The organism is Nonomuraea sp. NPDC049684, from assembly GCF_044465345.1.
In the GTDB taxonomy this organism is placed as follows: Bacteria; Actinomycetota; Actinomycetes; order Streptosporangiales; family Streptosporangiaceae; genus Nonomuraea.
The window spans coordinates 254274-275529 of sequence record NZ_JBITLO010000009.1 but is presented as its reverse complement, the minus strand read 5'-3'; the positions used below and the strand labels follow the sequence as shown (position 1 = coordinate 275529).

Genomic DNA, 21256 nt, shown 5'->3' with positions numbered 1-21256 from the left:
ATTTTCGGAGCACCCGTCCGCGACAGAAGGGCCGACGATGCCGGTCAACGGCGACCTGCCGACGCTCGACCAGACGTTCGCCACCAAACAACAGGTGACCCACGAGGCATGGCTGAGCCGGGCCGCGGCGGTCACGCCCCCGTCCGCGCACCACATCGACGGCGCAGACGAGCCCGGCGGCGCGTCCTTCACGGTGCGCTCGCCGCGCGACGGCCGGGTGCTGGCCGAGGTGGCCGACGGCGGCGAGGCGGAGGTCGGGCTCGCGGTGTCGGCGGCGCGGCGGGCGTTCGACTCCGGGCCGTGGCCGCGGATGGCGCCCGCCGAGCGCGGGCGGGCGCTGGTGCGGCTGGCGTCCCTGATCGAGGAGCGGCGCGAGCACCTGGCGCTGCTCGTCAGCCTGGAGATGGGCAAGCCGGTCACCGACGCGCACGACATCGAGCTGCGCGCCGCGATCACCACCTTCCGCTGGTACGGCGAGCTGGCCGGCAAGCTGGCCGACGAGGCCCCGCACGTGCCCGCCGACGCCCTCGCCCTGGTCACCCGCGAGCCCGCCGGGGTCGTCGGCGCGGTCGTGCCGTGGAACTTCCCGCTCACGCTGGCCTCGTGGAAGGTGGCCCCCGCCCTGGCCGCGGGGTGCACGGTGGTGCTGAAGCCGTCGGAGCTGTCGCCGCTGTCGGCCCTGGAGCTGGGGCGGCTGGCCACCGAGGCCGGGCTGCCGCCGGGCGTGCTCAACGTGGTCGCCGGCGACGGCCCCACCGCCGGGCGGGCGCTCGGCCTGCACCCCGGCGTGGACGTGCTGGCCTTCACCGGCTCCACCGCCGTCGGGCGGCACTTCCTGCGCTACTCGGCCGACTCCAACCTCAAGCGCGTGTGGCTGGAGCTGGGCGGCAAGTCGCCCAACATCATCCTTCCCGACGCCCCCGACCTGGAGGCCGCCGCCGCCACCGCCGCCTGGGGCGTCTTCTTCAACCAGGGCGAGATGTGCACCGCGCCGTCCCGCCTGCTGGTCCACCGGTCGGTGGCCGACCGGGTGACGGAGGCCGTGGTCGCCCGCGCCCGCGCGCTGCGCGTCGGCGACCCGCTCGACCCGGCCACGGAGATGGGCGCCCTGGTCGGCGAGGCCCACCTGGAAAGGGTGCGCGGCCACGTCGAGGCCGGTCTGGCCGGGGGCGCGCGGCTGCGTACGGGCGGCGGCCGGATCCTGGCCGGCACCGGCGGCGCCTACCTCGAACCCACCGTCTTCGACCGGGTGGACCCCGGCTCCCGGCTGGCCAGGGAGGAGATCTTCGGCCCGGTGCTGTCCGTGCTGGCCTTCGACGACGTCGAGGAGGCCGTCCGCCTGGCCAACGACACCGAGTACGGTCTCGCGGCCGGCCTGTGGACCTCCGACCTGGGCACCGCCCACCGCGTCGCCCGCGCGCTGCGGGCGGGCACCGTCTGGGTCAACTGCTACGAGGAGGGCGACCTGACCGTGCCCTTCGGCGGCATGCGGCAGTCGGGCAACGGCCGCGACAAGTCGGCGCACGCGCTGGAGAAGTACACCGAGCTCAAGACCACCTGGATCCAGTTGTGAGACCGCTGATCGCGATCCCCGCCCGCTTCTCCGCCACCGCCTCGGCCCTCCGCCACGCCGCCGAGGTGAGCGCCCGCGCCCTGGTGGAGGCCGTGTGGCGGGCGGGCGGCGAGCCGGCCACGATCCACCCGGACGGCGCGGACGGCGTGGCGGCCCGGATGGCCAGGTTCGACGGCCTGCTCCTGCCCGGCGGCGGCGACGTGGCCCCCCACCGCTACGGCGCCCCCGACACCCACGAGGACGTCTACGACGTGGACGACGACCAGGACGCCTTCGACCTGGCCCTGGCCCGCCACGCCCTGGCCGCCGGGCTGCCCACGCTGGCGATCTGCCGGGGCCTCCAGGTCGTCAACGTGGCTCTCGGCGGCACGCTGGAGCAGGACATGGGCGGCCCCGACGGCGGCCACCGGCACGTCGTGCACCCGGTGTCGCTGCGCCCCGGCACCCTGCTGGAACGCGCGGCCGGGACGGCGAAGGTGGAGGCGTCCTGCTTCCACCACCAGCGCGTCGAGCGGCTCGGCGACGGCCTGTCCCCCGCCGCGCACGCCGCCGACGGCACGGTGGAGGCCCTTGAGCACGACGGCGCGCCCGGCTGGTTCACCGCCGTGCAGTGGCATCCCGAGGACACCGCCCACCGCGATCCGGCCCAGCAGGCCCTGTTCGACGCGCTCGTCCGCCAGGCGGGGCATCATGGCTGTCATGATCCGCGCCGCCGTCCCTGACGACCTGCCCGCACTGCACGGCCTCGCCGTCGCCTTCTACGCCGAGGACGGCTTCACCACCCCGGCGCAGACGCTGAAGGCCAACCTGGCCAGGCTGATCGCCGCGCCCGGCGTCCGGGTCGCGGTGAGCGAGAGCGAGGGCCGGCTGGTCGCGTTCGGCATCACCACGACCACGTTCGGGCTGGAGCAGGGGCTGTACGCCGAGCTGGAGGACCTGTTCGTCGCGCCGGAGGCGCGGCGGCGGGGCGAGGCGGAGCGGCTGATCGAGGACAGCCGCCGGTGGGCCGCCGAGCGGGGCTGCACGGCCCTGGAGATCGTGATCGCCCCGAACGGCGCCGACGTGAGCCACCTGTTCGCCTACTACGGCAAGCGCGGCTTCCGCGACGAGGGCCGCCGCATCCTCAGCCACCGGCTGTGACCCTCACGGGCGGCGGCCCCTGAGCCCTATGACCGGCGTGGCGGGCGGACGCCGCGGAACTCCCAGTCGCCGCCGAGGGCGGTCGAGCGCACCTCCTCCGACTCCGTCGGCTGCGCGCCGACGTCGGAGCGGATGGGGGCCGGCCCGGTCACGACGTGGTTGGTCAGCCGGCCGAGCCCTTCCGCCTCGACCTCGACCACGTCGCCCGGCCGGACGGGCCGCGAGCCCGCCGGGGTGCCCGACAGCAGCACGTCGCCGGGGTGGAGGGTGATCGTCCGGGCGATGTCGGCGACCAGGTAGTGCATGTCCCAGGTCATCTCGTCGGTGTTGCCGTCCTGGACGACCTCGCCGTTGACGTACGTGCGCAGGCGCCTGCCGCGGAAGTCCCAGCCGGTCACCAGGCCGGGGCCGAGCGGGCAGAGCGTGTCGGAGCCCTTGACGCGCAGCATCGACCCGGCGTCGGTGTCGCGGAAGTCGTGCAGCCCGAAGTCGTTGGCCACGGTGTAGCCCGCGATGAACGCCTCGGCCTCGGAGGGGGCGATGTTGCGGCAGGTCCGGCCGATGACGATGGCGATCTCGCCCTCGTAGTTGAGCCACTTGCAGCCCTGCGGCCGCACGACCGCGCCCCGGTGGGAGTTGAGCGAGGAGGTGGGCTTGTGGAAGTAGGTCGGCGCGTCCGGCAGCCGGGTCCGGAACTCCTCGACCCGGCTGCGGTGGTTCAGGTGCACCGCGATGATCTTCGTGGGGACGACCGGCGGCAGGTGCACGGCCTCCTCGGCCCCGACCCGGCGGCCGTCCGCGGCGACGAGCTCGTCCCCGTCGCGGACGGTCTCGGTGACGGCGCCGTCCAGCAGGACGCGGCGGTACTCAGGCATGGGCGTTCTCCTGTCGGGGTGCGGTCCAGCCGCCGGCCGGGCGGTCGAACCAGAGCAGGGCCTGGCCGGTGCCGACGGAGTTCTCGTACTCGCCGTACTGACGGGCGGGGGCCGTGCAGCGCTCCTCGCCGAGGGCGCCGGCCAGCATGACGTAGTGGTGGAATCGGGCCTCGGGCCTGTACGTCCAGAACTCCGGCATCGTGCGCAGGACCTCGTCGTGGCGGCCCTGCCGGAACCATTCGATGCGCCGCAGGTCGGCGGCGCGGGCCTCGGGGGTGAAGATGTGCCGCGGGTCGCTGGACTCGTGGTCGCGCAGCTCGCGCAGCGGCCAGAACGTGTGCGACAGCGCGCCGGAGGCGATCACCAGCACCCGTCGGTCGGTGGCCGCGACGCCGTCGGCCAGCGCGCGGCCGAGCCGCAGATGGTCCTCCATGTCGCCGGTCTGGCAGACGCCGATGCTCACCCAGCGCTTGCCGGGCAGTCCCTCGCCGAGGTACTTCCACAGGTTGGTGGTGGCGTAGTAGATCGGCAGGTACTCGTCGTCGATGGGGGTGATCCAGGTGCCGTGGCGGTCCGCGAAGGAGGCCACGTTGCGGGCCAGCTCGGGGTCGCCGGGGAAGTCGTACGGCATCCGGCACATGCCGCGCGGCAGTTCCTCGGAGGTGAACAGCCCGGCCCGGCGCGTCTGGGCGGTGACCACGAACTCGACCGTGGTGGCCCAGTGGGAGTCCAGCACCACGACGGTGTCGTAGTCGTCGCGCTCGAAGACGTCCCGGCGCAGCTCGCGCAGGCCGGTGACGAGGGTGATCTCCTTGCCCTCGTTCAGCTCCCGCCGGGTGCGCTCGGGCAGCACGATGGTGGGGACGTGCGCGAGCAGGCCCGCCCCGACGATCTCACCCATGGTCGTTCCAGCCCTTCGGCGCGGTGACGGTGTTCTTCAGGTCGCAGTAGAAGTCGAAGCTCCAGGTGCCGCCCTCGCGGCCGACGCCGGACTCGCGGGAGCCGCCGAAAGGCGCGCGCAGGTCGCGCACGAAGAAGCAGTTGACCCACACCGTGCCCGCCACCAGCCGTTCGGTGACCCGGCGGGCGCGTTCGCGGTCGCCGGTCGCGACGGTGGCGGCCAGGCCGAAGCGGGTGTCGTTGGCCAGCCGGACGGCCTCCTCCTCGGTCTCGAACGTCTGCAGCGTGAGCACCGGGCCGAAGACCTCCTCCTGGACGATCTCGCTGTCCTGGGCCACGTCGGTGAGCAGGGTGGGCCGGTAGTACAGGCCGTCCCCGCGCTCGCCGCCGATGACGGCGCGGGCACCGGCCGCCAGGGCCCGCCGGACGAACCCGTCGATCTTCTCCACCTGGCGCGGATGGATGTTGGGGCCGACGTCGGTGGCCTCGTCGCGCGGGTCGCCCTGGACCAGGGCCGCGGCCCGTCCGGTGAAGCGGCGGACGAACTCCTCGGCGATCGGCGCCTCGACCAGCAGCCGGGTGGCGGCCAGGCAGACCTGCCCGGCGTTGTCGTACTGCTCGACGGCCAGGTCCACGGCCAGGTCGAGGTCGGCGTCGGCGAAGACCAGCAGCGGCGACTTGCCGCCCAGCTCCAGGCTGAGCGGGGTGAGGTTGGCGGCGGCCGAGCGGGCGATGCGCCGCGCGGTCGGCACCGAGCCGGTGAAGCTGACGCGGCGCACGCCGTGGTGCTCTACCAGGGCCTGCCCGGCCTCGTCGCCGAACCCCTGGACGACGTTGAGCACGCCGTCCGGCAGCCCGGCCGCGGCGGCGACGTCGGCCAGCAGGGAGGCGGTGAGCGGCGACCACTCGGCGGGCTTGAGCACCACCGTGTTCCCGGCGGCGAGCGCGGGGGCGATCTTCCAGGTGGCCAGCATGAGGGGCGCGTTCCACGGCGTGATCAGGGCGCAGGGCCCGGCCGGGTCCCAGGAGACGTGGTTGGCGTGGCCGCGGGTGTCGAAGTCGTCGTGGCCGAGGCCCTCCAGCCAGTCGGCGAAGAAGCGGAAGTTGTGCGCCACGCGGGGCATGACGCCGCGGCGGTGCGAGCGCAGCAGGGCGCCGTTGTCGCGGGTCTCGACGGCGGCCAGCTCCTCCAGCCGCTTCTCGACGCCGTCGGCGATGGCCCGCAGCACGGCGGCCCGGCCGGCGCGCGGGGTGGCGGCCCAGCCGGGGAAGGCGTCCTGGGCGGCGGTGACGGCGGCGTGCACCTCGGCGGGGCCGCCGCGGGCGATCTCGCCGAGCGCGGCGCCGTCGATGGGCGAGAGGTCGGTGAACGTGCGCGCGGAGGCGACGCGCCGGCCGCCGATCCAGTGGCGGGTGTCGACGGTGACCCCGGCGACGGTGATCTGTTCGGACATGTCGGGTGCTTTCCTTCTCAAGGGGCTAGTGCGCGCCGGAGGTGCCGGATTCCAGGAGCGTGCCGCCGTCCCACACCACGCCGACCTGGCGGAAGTAGGCGCCGATGGGCTCGCGGACGACCAGCCGGGACAGCTCCTCGGTGGGGGCGTCGAACAGCTCCAGCTCGGCGTCGCCCGCCCACGCCTGGCCGGCCTCGAAGGCGGCGGCGCCGGACTCGACCAGCTCGTCGAGCGCCAGCCCGCCGCCCTTGCCGATGGCGGGCAGCCAGCGGTGGTGGGCCATGGGGTGGCCGTTGACGAACCCGTTGTGCGGCGACGGCTCGCGCAGGGTCACCACGGCCTGGGCCAGGCGGCGGTCGGCGGCGGCCAGCGTCGCGCCGAACCGGGCGCCCGCCTCGATGCGGGGCGCGGGGCCGTACGGGTGCGGCCGGGTCTGGTGGATCGACCCCAGCTTCTTCGGATAGCCCTGCTGCAGCCCCCTGGCGACGGCGAAGTCCTTGTCCACCCAGATGTAGACGCACCTGGAGTAGGTCCGCCCCCGGTAGGAGCACCGGACGACGGCGAACGCCTCCTTGTACTGCGAGCGCACCGGGTCGAGCAGCTCCTCGCGGGAGGCGGCGCAGGACTGCCAGTCGGCCCAGATGAGCGCGACCGCGCCCGGGTCCTCGGCGGCCGGTTCCAGCGGCTCGGGCAGCAGCTCGCGCACCCGGTCGGGGTCGGTGCGGTACTCGATCGTGAGCAGGTCGCCGGAGTAGTGCCACGGCGGCTCCGGGACGAGGGACGAGCGGCCCGTGGCCGTCTTGGGGTGGAAGTAGCCGCGGACGCCGGCCAAGATGGTCCTCCTGGAACTCGTTTGGTTCCAAATAAAATATGAACATCCAGGCCGATCGGTCAACAGCTCTTGCGGCAGCCAATACGCGCCCGTTACGTTTGGCGTCAAACGACCCTAGGAGAGACCGGTGCAGCAGCACATCGACCGCCTGACCGAGCGGGGCGTCGACGTGGTCCGCGTGACCTACCCCGACCTGACCGGGACCGACCGCGCCCGCGACGTCCTGCTGGAGGCGCTGCCCGACGCCCTCGGTCACGGCCTCGCCTTCTGCCGCGCCGTCTACCACTCCACCCCGCGCGGCGGCACCGCCGACATCAGCGGCGGCCTGGACGCGGGGCTGCCCGACATCGCCGTCGTCCCCGACCTGGCCACGCTCACGCCGCTGCCGTGGGAGCCCGGCGTGGCCTGGTGCCACGGCGACGTCGTCGACCCGGCCACCGGCGCCCCGGCCCCCGAGTCGCCGCGCGACCTGCTGCGCGCCGTGCTGGTCCGGTGCGCCGAGCAGGGCCTGCGCCCGGTCGTCGGGCCGGAGTTGGAGTACTTCCTGTGCGACCCGGCCCCCGCGGGCGGCTGGCAGCGCTACGCCGAGGCGACCGGCAACGTCTACACCGCCGGCCGCCGCGGCGACCCCGACGGCCACCTCACCCGCACGCTGCGGCACCTGCGCAACCTCGGCCTCGGCGTGACGGCGGGCAACCACGAGTTCAGCAGCGGCCAGTTCGAGATCAACCTGCGGCACTCCGAGGCGCTCGACGCGGCCGACCGGGCCTTCTGGTTCAAGGCGGCGGTCAAGGAGCTGGCCCGGGTGGAGGGCAGGCTGGCGACGTTCATGGCCAAGCCGTTCAACGACGAGGGCGGGTCGGGGTTCCACCTGCACCTGTCGTGCCTGGGCGAGGACGGCGGCAACGCCTTCGACGACCCGGCCGCGCCGTACGGGCTGTCGGCGACCGCGCGGCACGCGATCGCGGGCGTGCTGGCCCACGCCCCCGCGCTGGCGGCGCTGGCCAACCCGACGGTCAACTCCTACAAGCGGTTCGGCCCCGACACGCTGGCCCCCTGGCTCGTCGACTGGGGGCTCGACAACCGCAGCGCGATGCTCCGCGTCCCGCCGGAGCGCGGCGCGGGCGCCCGCTTCGAGCTGCGGCTCGGTGACGCCAGCGCCAACCCGTACCTGCTGGTCGCCGGGACCGCGGCCGCCGCGCTGCTGGGGGTGCGGGCGGCCGAGGAGCCGCCCGCGCCGCTCGTCGGGTACGGCTACGACGCCTCCAAGGCCCCGGTGCTGCCGATGACCCTGCCCGCGGCCCTGGACGCCCTGGAGGCCGACGGCGAGCTCACCGAGCTGCTCGGCAAGGACTTCACCGCCGCCTTCCTGGCCTACAAGCGCGACGAGGTCGCCCGCTTCCAGCGGCACGTCACCGACTGGGAGTTCGGCGAGTACGCCTACCACCTGTGACCCGTCATTCGATCGCGCGCTGCGCCAGGTCCTCGGCCAGCGCGATGATCTCCGGGTTGTAGGGCGCCTTCTCCCCCGGGACGTACCGCACCCGGTCCAGGCCGCGCCGGTAGCGGAACACGCCCCGGCGCTCGTGCAGCTCCCAGTCCACCGGTCCGCCGTAGTCGAAGCCGACGCTGATGCCGGTGAAGGGCGCCATGCCGAGCAGTTGCGGGACCCGCTCGACGGCCAGCGCCGGCTTGCCGTCCACCAGCGCCTCGATGTCCCAGCGCATCTCCGGCAGCGCCGTGAAGCGGGCCGTGACGGTCACCGGGCCCGCCGCCGGGAGCGGGCCGGCCGCCCGCACCGGCACGCCGTAGGCGTTGTAGGTCAGCCGCAGCTCGCCGTCCTCGACGTACAGGACGTAGCCGCCGCCCTGGTCGCCGTGGGCCACGATCACGCCCTCGTCGCCCGGCCGCCGCTCCAGCCACGCCTCGATGGTGAAGGACCGCATGGAGGTGAGCCTGCTCGACCGGAACCGCTCCAGCACCGGGGTGCCCGGATGGATCGTGACCGGCTCCGACAGCGCCAGCTCGGCCGCCGGCCGGGTGTTGAGCATGTCCGGCGTGTCGGCCAGCGGGAAGACCGTGTTGAGCCAGGCCGCCGCCCGCCACTTCGCGGCCAGGTCGGCCACCCGTTCCGGCTGCTCGGCGGCCAGGTCGGTGGTCTCGGCCGGGTCGCGGGCGATGTCGTACAGCTCCCAGCCGTCGTCGGTGAACGGCGTGCCGGGCAGGTGCGGGGCGATGAGCTTGTAGTGGTCCTCGAAGTAGCCGCGCTGCCCGCCGCTCTCGACGTACTGCGAGCGGTGCCGGCTCGGCCGGTCGCGCTCGCGCAGGAAGTGGTCGAACGGGACGCCGTCCACGTCCTGCGGAGGGTCCAGGCCGGCCAGGGTGAGGAGGGTGGGCGCGACGTCGGTGACGTAGGCGTACTGGTCGCGCACGCCCGGGTCGCCGTCCTGCCTGGGCAGCCCGGCCGGCCACGACAGCACGAACGGCACGTGGATGCCGCCCGCGTAGGCGTGGCCCTTGTAGAGGCGGAACGGGGTGTTGGAGACGTTCCCCCAGCCGCGCGGGTAATGGCCGTGGACCTGGGGGCCGCCGACGAGGCCGAGGTCGCGCGGCACGTCGTGGCACCAGTCGCCGGGCAGGCCGGCCAGGTGCACGAAGCGGCTGAGGTAGCTGCGGGTGCCCTCGGGGCCGCCCTCGGCGGTCGCGCCGTTGTCGCTGGTGACGACGATGACGGTGTCGTCGTACTCGCCGATGCGCTTGAGGTGCTCGACCAGCCGGCCGAGGCTCTGGTCCACGGCGTCCACGGCGGCGGCGTAGACCTCCATGTGGCGGGCGTACAGCTCGGTGCGCTCCTCCCACGGCGCCAGGTCCGGGTCCGAGGGCCGGGTGCCCTCGGGGAAGAGGCCGTCGCGGAGCTGGCGGGCGAAGCGCTCCTCGCGGATCCGCGCCCAGCCCGCGTCGTAGCGGCCGCGGTACTTGGCGACGTCGGCGGGCTTGGCCTGCACCGGCCCGTGCACGGCCTGGTGGGCGAAGTAGAGGAAGAACGGCTTGTCGGCGTCGTTGGCGCGCAGGCCGTTGATCATGCCGATGGCGCGGTCGGTGAGGGCGTCGGTCAGGTAGAAGCCGTCCGGGAAGCCCTCGTCGGGGATCGGGCCGTTGTCGCTGATCAGGCGGTGCGGGTGGAACAGGGACGTGAAGCCGTCCATGGAGCCGTAGTAGCGGTCGAAGCCGCGCTGGAGCGGCCAGGAGCTCTTGTCGGCGCCGTCGTGCAGCTTGGACTCGACGGTCAGGTGCCACTTGCCGACCATGAACGTCGCGTACCCGCCGGCCCGGAACGACTCGGCCAGCGTGGGCACCTCCCGCGGGATCTCCATCCGGTAGCCGGGATAGCCCGGGTCCACGTGGGCCACCGTCGCGAACCCGGCCCGGTGCGGGTTGAGCCCGGTCATCAGGGCGGCCCTGGAGGGCGAGCAGAGCGGGGTGCTGTGGTAGTTGACGAGCCGGTAGCCGGACTCGGCCAGCGCCTGCACGTGCGGCGTGTCGATCTCCGAGCCGAACGGCGACAGGTCGCTGAACCCGAGGTCGTCCACCAGCACGACGACCACGTTGGGCGCCCCGGGACGCGCCCGCGGCGGCCGCGGCCACCAGGGCGTGGACTGCGAGGCCAGCTCGCGGGCCGTGCCGCCGAAGCCCTCGTACCCCCTGCTCGGCGGCGTGCTCACGGGCCCTCCGGGTCGACGGCGTCCCGGTCGGCCCACAGCGGCGCCACCCGGGCCCGCAGCTCCTCGGCGCCGACCCGCTCGACCAGTTCCACGGCCGCCAGGTTGTCGCGGAGCTGGTCCAGGCTCGTCGCGCCGAACAGCGTGGTGGTGTTGGCCGGGTGGGTGAGCGTGAAGGCCACGCACACCTGCGCGGGGGTGGCGTCCAGGTCGGCGGCGATCGCGGCCAGCTCGGCCGCCGAGGCCGCGATGCGCTCCCTGACGCCGCCGGGGTCGCGGCCGACCTGCCGGTCCACGCCCTTGCCCAGCAGCACGCCGCCCTCCAGCACGTCGGAGGACTGCAGCGTGACGCCCTGGGCGAAGATGCGGGCGAACGGCGCGCCGTCGGGGATCGAGCGGCGCGAGACGCTGTACTTCAGCTGCGCGACGGCCGGGCCCTCGACGCCCTCGCCGGCGGCGGCGTCGATGAGCGTCTGCACGTTCGAGGCCGACCAGTTGTTGACGCCCCAGCTCCGGATCAGCCCTTCCTTCGCCAGGCCGGCCAGGTCGAGGACGAGCCGGTGCAGGTCCACGCCGTCGTGCCGCAGGTCGCCCAGCACCACGAGGTCGGCGTGGTCGGCGCCGGCCCGGAACAGGGCGTTGAGCAGCTGGTCGCGCAGGCTGTGGTCGGGGTAGCCCTCCAGCCACAGCTTGGAGGAGAGCAGGTAGTCCTCGCGGCGCAGGCCGGCCGCGCGCACCAGGGCCGAGAAGATCACGTCGGTGAACACGGGCGGCATGCCGGGGAAGCCGTAGACGCCGACGTCGAACAGGTCGATGCCGCGGTCCACGGCCTCGCGGATCATGGCGACCGCGTCGTGGAAGTCCATGCGGTCGTAGGTGTGCCAGGAGCCGAGGGCGAGCACGCCCGTCTCCGGTCCGGTACGTCCGATGCGGCGGCGCGGGATGGTCTGCACGGTTCGGCTCTCCTAGGGCAGGCGGGGGTCGACGACGGCCTTGATCTGGCCGAGCCGGGACATCGACTCGACGCAGGCGGTGGCCTGCGCCAGGCCGACGGGCTCGCTGAACAGCTCGTCCCACGGCATGCGGGCGGCGAAGGTCCGGAAGAACTCGATCGAGCGGTGGTAGTCGGCGATGTCGCCGTTGAGCGAGCCGACCACGGTCAGCTCCTTGCCCATGACCGCGCCGAGCGGCACGGGCGCGAGCTCGAAGCCGGTGGAGCCGACGATCACCACGGTGCCGCGCTGGGCGGCCACCGCGACGGCCTCCTCGGCCACGGTAGGCGCTCCGGCCAGGTCGAACACGTAGTCGGCGCCGCGCTCCCCGGCCAGCTCCCTGATCCGGGCGACGCGCTCCTCCTTGCTCAGGTCGGTCGAGACGGTCGCGTCGGCGCCGAAGCGCCGGGCGGCGGCCAGCCGGTCGTCCGGGCCGCCCACGGTGATGACGGTGCCCGCGCCGGCGATCCTGGCGACGGCCGTGGCGAAGATGCCGAGCGCGCCCGCGCCCTGCACCACCACGGTGGCGCCGGTCCTGATGCCGCCGGCCCGGTCCACGGCGCGCAGCACGGTCTTGGCCGCGCAGCCCGACATCGAGGCCCAGGTGTCCTTGACGTCGGCGGGCAGCAGCAGCTTGGCCGCGCCCGGGGTCACGTAGCAGTACTCGACCAGGCCGCCCGTGGCGTACGGGGGGCGGTCGGCGCGCTGCGTGAAGCCGTAGCCGCGGTTGGCGCAGGCGACCGGCTGGCGCAGCACGGCGCAGCCGTAGCAGTGTCCGCAGGTGGACTCCGACCAGCCGATGCGGTCGCCCGCGCCGACGGGGCGGCCGAGGGCGTCGGTGGTGCCCGGCCCGGCCTCGACGACCTCGCCGACCATCTCGTGGCCGAGGATCATCGGGAGCATCCCGGGGAACGTCATCTGGCCGGCCCACAGGTGCACGTCGGTGCCGCACAGGGTGGTGCACGTGATGCGCACCAGGGCGGCGCCGGGCTCGACGGCGTCCGGCAGCGGTACGTCCTGAAGGCTGAGGGGCTTGCCGTGCTCGGTGAGGACGGCGGCGGCGGTTCTCGTAGGCATGGTCACCTTCGTGGCTTTCGACCGTTAAGTGTGGTTAATCTACACTCGTTGACAAACAATTACAGCCCCTCGGGAGGAACCCGGTGTCAGCGGACGAGTACGCGGACCTCGTGGCGGTCGGCGGCAACGTGCTCACCTTCGACGCCCGCGACGGGCGGGCCAGCGGCCTGGCGGCGCGGGCCGGCCGCCTGGTGGCGGTCGGCACGGACGAGGAGGCCCTGGCGCACGCCGGGCCGGGCACCCGGGTGCTCTCCCTGGCCGGCCGGACGGTCCTGCCCGGCATCAACGACTCCCACCTGCACGCCGCCTGGCTGGGCGCGGTCTGGCCGGACACGCTGATCAGCGAGAACGGCCTGTCCGCCCACCAGGGCCGGCTGCTGGCCGACGAGGAGTCCAGGCGGGCCGCCATCCTGCGCGCCGGGCGGATCTGCGCCTCGCTCGGCATCACCAGCTACACCGAACCCGGCCTCGGCCCCGGCGAGGACGACGGCGAGACCGGCTGCTTCTCCCAGGCCGTCCTGGACACCTACACGACGCTGGCGAAGGAGGGCGAGCTGCGGGCCCGGGTGACCGCGTTGCGGCTGTTCGGCGCCCTCGACGGCCCCAGCACCCTGGAGGACGTCGCCACCGGCCTGGACGCGCCCCTCCCCCGCGCCGACCCCGCCTGGCTCAACGTGACCGGGCTCAAGATCTTCGCCGACGGCATCCCGCCCATGGGCTCGGCCTGGACCTGCCACCGCTACACCTCCGGCGGCCACGGATCGCTGCTGGTGGCGGGGGCGGACGACACCGCGCGCGAGCACAACCTGCGCACCATGATCCGGCTGGCGCACCGGGCGGGCCTCCAGGTCGGCGTGCACGCCACCGGCGACCGGTCCATCGACGCGTTCGTGGACACGGTGGCCGAGCTGGAGCACGGGGCCTCGGGGCGGCACTACGTCATCCACGGCGACCTGGTGAACCCCGCCCAGATCGCCCGCATGGCCGGGCTCGGCATGGGCCTCACCACCCAGCCGGTGATCGCGTCCGCCACCGCCGGCTGGGTGGCCGGCGCGCTCGGCCCGGAGGTCGCCGGGACGGCCTGGCCGCTCCAGGAGCTGCTGGCCAGTGGGGTGACCTTCACCCTGAGCAGCGACGGGCCGGTGACCACGCCCGACTGGCGGGCGCAGGTGGCGGCGGCGTGCGGGCTGCTGGGCGAGCGGGCGCCGCGCCCCCGGCTGATGACCCGCCTGCTGCGCTGCTACACCACCGCGCCCGCGGTCCAGGACGGGGCGGAGGCGTGGAAGGGGTCGCTGGAGTGGGGCAAGGCGGCCGACTTCTGCGTGCTGGAGCGCGACCCCCTGGAGGTCGCGCCGGCGGACCTGCCGCAGGTCGCGGTCGACGCCACCGTGACCGCGGGGCGGATCGTCCACCTGCGCGACGGGGTGTCGCTGGACTGACCGGCGGGGCCGGTGGCGGCCCGGCCCCGCCGGGGGCGGGTCAGGCCAGGAGCTGGCCGCCGTCCACCTGGAGGCTGACGCCCGTGATGTGGCGGGCGCCGTCGGAGGCCAGGAAGAGCACGGCGGGGACGATGTCGGCCACCTGGGCGATCGAGCCCAGCGGGATCCGGGCCTCCCACGCCTTCCTGGCCGCGTCGTCGGTGGCGAACATGGCCGTCATCGGGGTGAGCACCGGGCCGGGGGCGACGCCGTTCACGCGGATGCCGTGGGGGGCCAGCTCGATGCCGGCCGAGCGGGTCAGGGCGTCGATGGCGGCCTTGGTGGCCTCGTAGTGGCCGAGGCCGGGCGTGGGCCGGCGGGCGCCGATGGAGGAGATGTTCACCATGCAGCCGCGGACGCCGCGCGCCACCATGTGCGCCCCGACGGCCCGGGTCATCAGGAACGTGCCGCGGAAGTTGACCCGGGCGCAGGCGTCGAAGACGTCGACGTCGAGCCCGATGAGCGGGCCGCCGCCCGCGGTGTGCCCGGCGTTGTTCACCAGCACGCCGATGTCGCCGTGCTCTGCGGCGACGGCCGCGACGGCGGACTCGACGGAGGCGGCGTCCCCGACGTCCACCTGGACGTGGTGGGCGCCGAGCTCGGCGGCGACCGCCCTGGCCCGCGCCTCGTCGAGGTCGGCGATGACCACCCGGTCGCCCGCCGCGGCGAAGGCTTCGGCGACGCCGCGGCCGATGCCGCTCGCGCCGCCGGTGACGAGGACGGTCCTGGGAACGACAGGCTCGCTCATGTGGGGGTTCCTGTTCGGTTCGGGCCTTCGCAGACGGGGCTGCGCGGGCGTCCTGAGTTTATTATTATACAAGCGTAGACAAAAAGGCTTCATCCGGCAGGGAGTGGATCGACGTGAGCGACACACAGCGGGTTCCGGCACGGCGTCTCGGACCGGGCGGCCCGGCGACGTCCCTGTTCGGGCTGGGGTCCTGGAACACCTGGGACCGCATGGAATTCGGCGACGCGGTGGCCCTGATCAGGGCGGCCCTCGACGCCGGGGTGACCCTCTTCGACGTCGCCCACTACAACATGGGCCCGCACGCCGAGCAGGCCCGTACGGACCTCATCTTCGGCCGGGCGGTGCGCGAGGCGGGCGCGAGCCGGGAGGACTGGCAGCTCTGCGGCAAGCTCTGGCTGTGGGAGTACCCGCGCACGGGCTTCCGCGAGCAGCTCGACGTCAGCTTCGACCGCGTCGGCGTCGAGAGCGCCGAGACCGTCGTGGTCGGCGACTATATGCAGCGGCCCGACATCCGGCGGATCGTCACCGACGTCGCCGAGCAGATCGCGGCAGGCCGCTTCACGAGCTGGGGCGTCAACAACTGGATCGCCGAGGACGTCGACCTCGCGCTGAGCTTCGCCGCCGAGGAGGGCCTCACGCCGCCGAGCTTCGCCCAGCTCAAGTACAGCATCGCCCGCCGTTCGATGGCCGAGGGCGGCTTCTACGGCCGGCACTTCGCCTCCGGCGCGCTGGCGTTGCAGGCCAGCGACGTCTTCGAGGGCGGCATCCTGGTGGGCAGGAGGTTCCCCGAACGGAAGATCGGCGCGGACCCGGGCGGCATCCGGGAGGCCGTCAGGCAGGCCGCGGACGCCGTCGCGCGGGTCGCGGCCGAGTTCGGCGCGACGCCCGCCCAGGTCGCGATCGCTTTCTGCCTGGAGCATCCGGCGGTGGCCAACGTGCTGTTCGGGGTGAGCAGGGCGGCCCAGCTGGAGGACAACCTGGGCGCGCTGCGGCTGTGGCGCGAGCACGGCCCGCAGGTGCGCGCGGCCCTGGCCGGCCTGTGGCTGGACCGCGACGTGCGCGCCGACGGCGTCTGGACCCCCTGACCCGGCCGCGGGGCCGCCCGGCCGATCGCCGGGCGTCCCCACGCGTGCCCTCACCGCGCCGGACGGCGGGTGCGCAGCTTCTGCAGCTCGCTCATCGACCGGGCGCGCGCGTCCACCACGTTGCGCATGCTCGACCCGATGAGGTTCAGCAGCAGCACGCAGAGCATGATGGCCACGCCCGGCAGCACGATCAGCCACGGCGCCTGCGTCAGGTACGACCGCCCTTCGGCGATCATGTTGCCCCACGTCGGCGTGGGCGGCGCGATGCCCAGGCCGAGGAAGCTCATCGCACCGTCCACCAGCATGGCCGAGGCCGACAGGATCACGACCTGCACCAGCGCCAGCGGCAGCACGTTGGGCAGCACGTGCACGAACAGGATCTTCGCCGGCCGCATGCCGGACACCCGCGCCGCCCCGATGTACTGCCGGGCCGCCACGCCGAGCACCCGGCTGCGGATCACCCGGGCCGTGAACGGCGTGAAGATGACCGTCAGCGCGATCAGCTCGGTCCAGATGCTGGCGCCGAGCCCGATGGCCAGCGCCATGGCCAGGATGATCGCCGGGAACGACATCCAGGCGTCCATGATCCGCATGACGACGGCGTCCACGGCCCGGTAGAAGCCGCTGACCAGGCCGATCACCATGCCGGTGAAGGCCGCGCAGAGCGTGATGAGCGCCGAGAGGCCGAGCGAGGCCCGGCCGCCGGAGACCAGGCGGCTCAGCACGTCCCTGCCGTAGGAGTCGGTGCCGAGCAGGTGGTCGGCCGAGGGCGGCAGCAGCCGGTGCACCGGGTCGGTCGCGTTCGCGTCCGGCAGGAACACCGGCAGCAGCACGACGGCCAGCACGACCAGGACGAGCAGCGCGGTGGCGGTGATCAGCACCCGGTTGCGGCGCCAGGCCCGGGAGGCCGCGGAGGGCCGCCCGGCCGTCCCGACGCGCCCGGCGACGGCCTGGGAAGTCACGAAACACGCACCTTGGGGTCGAGGAGGGCGTAGGACAGGTCGACGACCAGGTTGACCAGCACGAACATCAGCGCGACGAACAGCGTCACGCCCTGGACGAGCGGGAAGTCCCTGGTCGAGACCGCGCCCATGAGCAACGAGCCCAGCCCGGGGATGACGAAGATCGACTCGATGATCACGATGCCGCCGACCATCATCGCGAAGTTGCTGCCGAGCTGGGTGACCAGCGGCATGAGCGCGTTCGGCAGCACGTGCCCGAGCATGACCTGCCGCTCCGACAGGCCCTTGACCCGCGCGGTGCGCAGGTACGTCTGCGGCAGCTCGCCGAGCACGCTCTCCCGCAGGGTCAGCGTGAACAGCGCCGACTGCCCGATGACCAGGCACACCACCGGCAGCACCAGCATCGGCACCCCGGCGACCGGATCGGCGAAGAGGTCGGCGTACCCGCTGGAGGGGAACCAGCGCAGCGACACGGCGAACACCAGCACCAGGATCAGCGCGATCCAGAAGTCGGGGATCGCCATGCCGAGCGAGGAGAGCAGGTTGAGCGCGCGGGCCACCGGGTTGCGCGGCGAGACCGCGTTCCACGAGGTGACCAGCACCGCGACGACGAAGCTGAGGACGGTGCTGATCACCGCCAGGGTCAGCGTCGGGACGAAGTGCTCGGCCACGACCCCTGCCACCGGCGCGTGGTAGGTGATCGACGAGCCGAAGTCGCCGCCCGCCACGTTGCCGAGCCAGCTCAGGTACTGCTCCCACAGCGAGCCCGTCAGGCCCATGCTCTGCCGGAGCGCCTCGACGTCCTGGGGCCTGGCCGTCGGGCCGAGGATGGCGATGGCCGGGTCGCCCGGGATCAGGCGGATGACGAAGAACATCATCGTGCCCACGATCAGCAGGATGACGACCAGGTCACGCAGCCGCCGGAGCAGGAGTCCCGCCATGTTCCCCCCTCACTTCCGCAGCCAGGAGTTCCAGAACACGCGGTAGAACGTGTCGTACCCCTTGAGCTTGGGCGAGTAGGCGGCGTACAGCTTCGACTGGCTGATCGTGATGACCGGGAACTGCTGCCACACGAACGCCTGGAGCTGGTCCATCAGCGTCCTGGCGGTCTCGGGGGAGGTCGCGGCGTTGTAGTCCTCGATCAGCTTGGCCAGCTCGGGCGAGCCGGAGCCGTTGAACGCCCCGAGGGTCAGCGCGGGCATCTGTGAGGGCGAGGTGAGCGCGGCGTTGAAGAACAGGGTGGTGACGTCCCAGCCGCCGGGGTCCTTGGTGATCGTGCCGAGCATCGTCGGGAAGTCGTAGGTGTCGATCTTCGTCTTGATGCCGATCTTGGAGAGCTGGTCCTGCAGCAGCACCGCCCACTGGCTGAACTGCGGGTAGCTGCTGGAGGTCAGGATCCGCACGGTGTCACCGGCGTTGACGCCGGCCTGCGCGAACAGCTCCTTGGCCCTGGCCGGGTCGTGCTGCCTGTAGACGTCGTCGCCGGCGGTGGAGTACAGGCCCTTGTTGTCCTGCGAGACCAGCGCGCCCACCTCGGCGGTCAGGTCCGGGCCGCCGCCGGTGGCGGCGTTCAGCGCGGGCTTGTCCATCAGCAGGTTGAGCGCCTGCCGGGCACGCACGTCGGAGAACTTCGAGCCCTTGTTGAAGTTGGGGATCAGCACGTTCTGGTTGGCCCCGGCCAGGTTCGACACGACCACGGCGGGGTTGTTCTTCAGCGGGGTGTACTGGTCGTCGCCCGGCATGGCGTGCGCCCACTGGCCGGTCTGCAGGCCGTTGACCACGGCGTCCTGGTCGGCGACGACCTTGTAGGTGACCGTGTCGAGGTAGGCGTGCTTGGCGCCGGCTTGGCCGCCCCAGTCCTCCTCGGCGCGCGACTTGTAGTCGTCGTAACGCTCCAGCACGACCTGCTGCCCGATGTCCCAGCTCTTCAGCTTGTACGGCCCGGTGCCGACCGCGCCCTCCTTGGCGAAGCCGGTGGCCGGCACGTCCTTGAGGTTCTTCGCCTCGTAGATCTCCGCGCCGGGGCTGGCCAGCTCGTCGATCAGCGGGTATCGCGGCTTCTTCAGCTCCAGCGTGACCGTGCGGTCGCCGGTGGCCTTGAGGCTCTTGACGTCGGCGGCGACCTGCTGGCCGGTGACGTGGCTCTTCAGCCAGCGCTCCAGGCTGGCGACCACGTCGGCGGCGGTGAGCGGGGCGCCGTCTTGGAACGTGACACCGGCGCGCAGCTCGAAGGTGTAGGTGAGCCGGTCGTCGCTGCGCTTGTAGGTGTCGACCAGCATCGGCCTGGCCGCGAAGGCCCTGTCGACCTCGAAGAGCTTCTCGTACAGCATGTTGCCGATGTGGGCGGTGACCTGGCCGGGGTTGGCGACCATGTCCAGCGACTGCGGGTCGGTCGGCACCGCGACCACGAGGTCGCCCCCGCGTACGGGGGCGCCGGCGTCGGCGGAGGACGAGGAGGACGACGTCGCGCCGCCCGCGCAGCCGGCGAGCAGCAGGGCGCTCGCCGCGGCGGCGGAGACGAGCCCGGCCCTCAGGCTCTTGAGCACGTTCATGGTGGGTTCTCGCTCTTGCTCTAAAAGGGGGGACAGAAGAGAAGGCCGGCCCGGGGCTATTCCACGTATGCCGACAAGTCGGGGTTCGCGGCGAGGAGCCGGCGCGTGTACTCGTGGGTGGAGGAGGAGGCGATGGTTTCCGGGGCGCCGACCTCGATGAGGTCGCCCTTGTACATCACGCCGACGCGGTCGGCCACCGACAGCACCAGGCTGAGGTTGTGCGTGATGAACAGGAAGCTGATGCCGTGCGAGCGGCGCAGCTGCAGGAGGAGGTTCATGACCTGGCCCTGGACGGAGACGTCGAGGGCTGAGGTGGGCTCGTCGGCGACGATGAGCTTCGGCTCGGCGGCGACCGCGCGCGCGATGGACACGCGCTGGCGCATGCCGCCGGACAGTTGCGAGGGCAGCTTGCGGGCGCAGTCGGCGGGCAGGCCGACCTCGTCGATCAGCTCGGCCACCCGCCGGTCGAGGTCCGCGCCGCGCAGCGGGGTCAGCTCGCGCAGCGGCTCGGCGATGATGCGGGCCACGGTGTGCCGGGGGTCGAGCGAGCTCTGCGGGTCCTGGAAGATGAGCTGGGCGGCGCGGCGGAAGGAGCGCTCGTCGCCGCGCAGCCCCGCCTCGGTGATGCGGTGCCCGCCGAAGGAGATGCTGCCCGAGGTCGGCCGTTCCAGGGCGCTGACCATGCGGCCGAGCGTCGTCTTGCCCGAGCCGGACTCGCCGACCAGGCCGAAGAACTCGCCGGGCGCGATCTCCAGCGAGACGCCGCCGACCGCGCGCACGCTCGCCCGGCGGCCGGTCCGGTAGACCTTGGTGACGTTCTCGATGACCAGGGGCGGGGTGCCGTCGGCGGGGGCGGGCTCGTCGCCGAGCGCCGGCGTCTCGGTCACGCTGCCGCCGGAGCTCCCGATGGCGGTCTCGGTGGCGGTCTCGGTGGCGGCCCGCAGCCGGGTCTCCGAGATCGTCGGGAATCCCGTACGGCGGCTGACGCCGAGCTGCGGCACGCATTCCAGCAGCGCCTTGGTGTACGGATGCGTAGGCTTGCGGAGGATGTCCATCTTGTCGCCGATCTCCACGAGCCTGCCCCGGTACATGACGGCGATCCGGTCGGCGATCTCGGCGGCGACGCCCATGTCATGGGTGATGAAGACGCAGGCGGTCCGGTGCTCACGCTGCACGCGACGGAACAGCGCCAGGATCTCGGCCTGCGTGGTCACGTCGAGGGCGGTGGTCGGCTCGTCGGCGATGAGGACGTCGGGGTCGGACATCAGCGCCATGGCGATCATCACGCGCTGCTGCATGCCGCCGGACATCTGGTGCGGATAGAGCGCCATGATCCGGTCGGTGTCGGCCAGCCCGACCTCGGTGAGCAGGCTCCTGGCCTTGGCCTCGGCCTCGCGGCGCAGCCGGCTGCCGCGGCGCAGCGCCTGCCGGGGCAGCGCGCCCTCGGGCCGGTAGCCCTCGATGAGCTGCGCGCCGACGCGCTGGGCGGGGTTGAGCGAGTCCAGGGCCTCCTGGAAGATCATGCCGATCCGGGCGCCCCGGTAGGCGCGCATGCCCTCGGCGCTCAGCCGCGTGACGTCCACGCCGCCGACCTCGATCGCACCCTCGGTGTAGGCCGGGGCCACGAACTCCAGCAGGCGGATGATCGACAGCGCCGTCACGGTCTTGCCGCTGCCCGACTCCCCCACCACGCACAGCGTCTGCCCGGAGGCGACGTCGAGGGTGAGCCGGTGGACGAGTTCCTGGGGCTCGGCGTCCTCCCGGGTGACGCCGATGGTCAGATCCGTCAGGTTGAGCAGCGACATGCGCGAGAGCTCCATTCCAGGCACCGGTCCCGTGCTCGAAGTGGGGCACGCAAACCCACACTGA

General features: G+C 73.2%; 18 protein-coding genes. 6 read left to right on the top strand and 12 right to left on the bottom strand.

Annotation, left to right across the window (positions count from 1 at the left end; genetic code table 11):
• The first annotated feature begins 37 nt into the window (after window positions 1–37).
• From ACIBST_RS27900 to ACIBST_RS27890, 3 genes are read left to right on the top strand one after another with little or no spacing between them, the layout of a single operon-like run.
• Window positions 38–1573, top strand: a complete 1536-nt coding sequence (locus ACIBST_RS27900) for an aldehyde dehydrogenase (protein ID WP_397175851.1) — start codon at window positions 38–40, stop codon at window positions 1571–1573.
• Window positions 1570–2295, top strand: a complete 726-nt coding sequence (locus ACIBST_RS27895) for a gamma-glutamyl-gamma-aminobutyrate hydrolase family protein (protein ID WP_397175850.1) — start codon at window positions 1570–1572, stop codon at window positions 2293–2295. The genes ACIBST_RS27900 and ACIBST_RS27895 overlap by 4 nt, the downstream gene beginning before the upstream one ends.
• Window positions 2273–2713, top strand: a complete 441-nt coding sequence (locus ACIBST_RS27890; protein ID WP_397175848.1) for a GNAT family N-acetyltransferase — start codon at window positions 2273–2275, stop codon at window positions 2711–2713. The genes ACIBST_RS27895 and ACIBST_RS27890 overlap by 23 nt, the downstream gene beginning before the upstream one ends.
• A gap of 26 nt (window positions 2714–2739) precedes the next feature.
• On the opposite strand, the gene ACIBST_RS27885 is transcribed toward ACIBST_RS27890, so the two are convergent.
• Genes ACIBST_RS27885 through ACIBST_RS27870 form a run of 4 tightly spaced genes read right to left on the bottom strand, consistent with a single transcriptional unit; the run spans window position 2740 to window position 6774 of the window.
• The gene (locus tag ACIBST_RS27885; protein ID WP_397175846.1) at window positions 2740–3588 is read right to left on the bottom strand and encodes a fumarylacetoacetate hydrolase family protein; all 849 of its coding nucleotides are present in this window, start codon (window positions 3586–3588) and stop codon (window positions 2740–2742) included.
• Window positions 3581–4489 (bottom strand): 3,4-dihydroxyphenylacetate 2,3-dioxygenase, encoded by a 909-nt coding sequence (locus ACIBST_RS27880; protein ID WP_397175844.1) that lies wholly within the window; start codon window positions 4487–4489, stop codon window positions 3581–3583. Before ACIBST_RS27880 ends, ACIBST_RS27885 begins: the two co-directional genes overlap by 8 nt.
• A complete protein-coding gene (locus ACIBST_RS27875) occupies window positions 4482–5942 on the bottom strand; it encodes an aldehyde dehydrogenase (RefSeq protein ID WP_397175842.1) in 1461 nt (486 codons plus the stop codon). The genes ACIBST_RS27880 and ACIBST_RS27875 overlap by 8 nt, the downstream gene beginning before the upstream one ends.
• A gap of 25 nt (window positions 5943–5967) precedes the next feature.
• Window positions 5968–6774 carry an acetoacetate decarboxylase family protein gene (locus ACIBST_RS27870; RefSeq protein WP_397175840.1) on the bottom strand — a complete coding sequence of 269 codons (807 nt, stop codon included), beginning with the start codon at window positions 6772–6774 and terminating at the stop codon, window positions 5968–5970.
• A gap of 127 nt (window positions 6775–6901) precedes the next feature.
• On the opposite strand from ACIBST_RS27870, the gene ACIBST_RS27865 reads away from it, so the two are divergent.
• Window positions 6902–8227, top strand: a complete 1326-nt coding sequence (locus ACIBST_RS27865) for a glutamine synthetase family protein (protein WP_397175839.1) — start codon at window positions 6902–6904, stop codon at window positions 8225–8227.
• Between the two features lie 4 nt (window positions 8228–8231).
• Here the strand turns inward: ACIBST_RS27865 and ACIBST_RS27860 are convergent, their stop codons facing one another.
• Genes ACIBST_RS27860 through ACIBST_RS27850 form a run of 3 tightly spaced genes read right to left on the bottom strand, consistent with a single transcriptional unit; the run spans window position 8232 to window position 12562 of the window.
• Window positions 8232–10496, bottom strand: coding sequence for an arylsulfatase (locus tag ACIBST_RS27860; protein WP_397175837.1), 2265 nt, complete (start codon window positions 10494–10496; stop codon window positions 8232–8234).
• Entirely contained in the window at window positions 10493–11446 is a 954-nt protein-coding gene (locus tag ACIBST_RS27855; protein ID WP_397175835.1) for an aldo/keto reductase, read from the bottom strand. Before ACIBST_RS27855 ends, ACIBST_RS27860 begins: the two co-directional genes overlap by 4 nt.
• Before the next feature lie 12 nt (window positions 11447–11458).
• A complete protein-coding gene (locus ACIBST_RS27850; RefSeq protein ID WP_397175833.1) occupies window positions 11459–12562 on the bottom strand; it encodes a zinc-binding dehydrogenase in 1104 nt (367 codons plus the stop codon).
• Window positions 12563–12645: 83 nt separating this feature from the next.
• Here ACIBST_RS27850 and ACIBST_RS27845 point away from each other — a divergent pair, with 83 nt between their 5' ends.
• Entirely contained in the window at window positions 12646–14001 is a 1356-nt protein-coding gene (locus ACIBST_RS27845; RefSeq protein ID WP_397175831.1) for an amidohydrolase, read from the top strand.
• A 40-nt stretch (window positions 14002–14041) separates the two neighbouring features.
• Here the strand turns inward: ACIBST_RS27845 and ACIBST_RS27840 are convergent, their stop codons facing one another.
• On the bottom strand, window positions 14042–14788 hold the full coding sequence (locus ACIBST_RS27840) for an SDR family NAD(P)-dependent oxidoreductase (RefSeq protein ID WP_397175829.1): 747 nt from the start codon (window positions 14786–14788) through the stop codon (window positions 14042–14044).
• Window positions 14789–14901: 113 nt separating this feature from the next.
• Between ACIBST_RS27840 and ACIBST_RS27835 the strand changes: the two genes are divergently transcribed.
• Window positions 14902–15873 (top strand): aldo/keto reductase, encoded by a 972-nt coding sequence (locus ACIBST_RS27835; RefSeq protein WP_397175827.1) that lies wholly within the window; start codon window positions 14902–14904, stop codon window positions 15871–15873.
• A gap of 50 nt (window positions 15874–15923) precedes the next feature.
• Here the strand turns inward: ACIBST_RS27835 and ACIBST_RS27830 are convergent, their stop codons facing one another.
• The 4 genes from ACIBST_RS27830 to ACIBST_RS27815 are packed head-to-tail and all read right to left on the bottom strand — an operon-like array spanning window position 15924 to window position 21192.
• On the bottom strand, window positions 15924–16835 hold the full coding sequence (locus ACIBST_RS27830; protein WP_397175825.1) for an ABC transporter permease: 912 nt from the start codon (window positions 16833–16835) through the stop codon (window positions 15924–15926).
• Entirely contained in the window at window positions 16832–17776 is a 945-nt protein-coding gene (locus ACIBST_RS27825) for an ABC transporter permease (protein WP_397175824.1), read from the bottom strand. Before ACIBST_RS27825 ends, ACIBST_RS27830 begins: the two co-directional genes overlap by 4 nt.
• 9 nt (window positions 17777–17785) lie before the next feature.
• Complete coding sequence (locus tag ACIBST_RS27820) at window positions 17786–19387, bottom strand: ABC transporter substrate-binding protein (RefSeq protein ID WP_397175822.1); 1602 nt, start codon at window positions 19385–19387, stop codon at window positions 17786–17788.
• A gap of 56 nt (window positions 19388–19443) precedes the next feature.
• On the bottom strand, window positions 19444–21192 hold the full coding sequence (locus tag ACIBST_RS27815; RefSeq protein ID WP_397175821.1) for a dipeptide ABC transporter ATP-binding protein: 1749 nt from the start codon (window positions 21190–21192) through the stop codon (window positions 19444–19446).
• Window positions 21193–21256 lie beyond the last annotated feature (64 nt).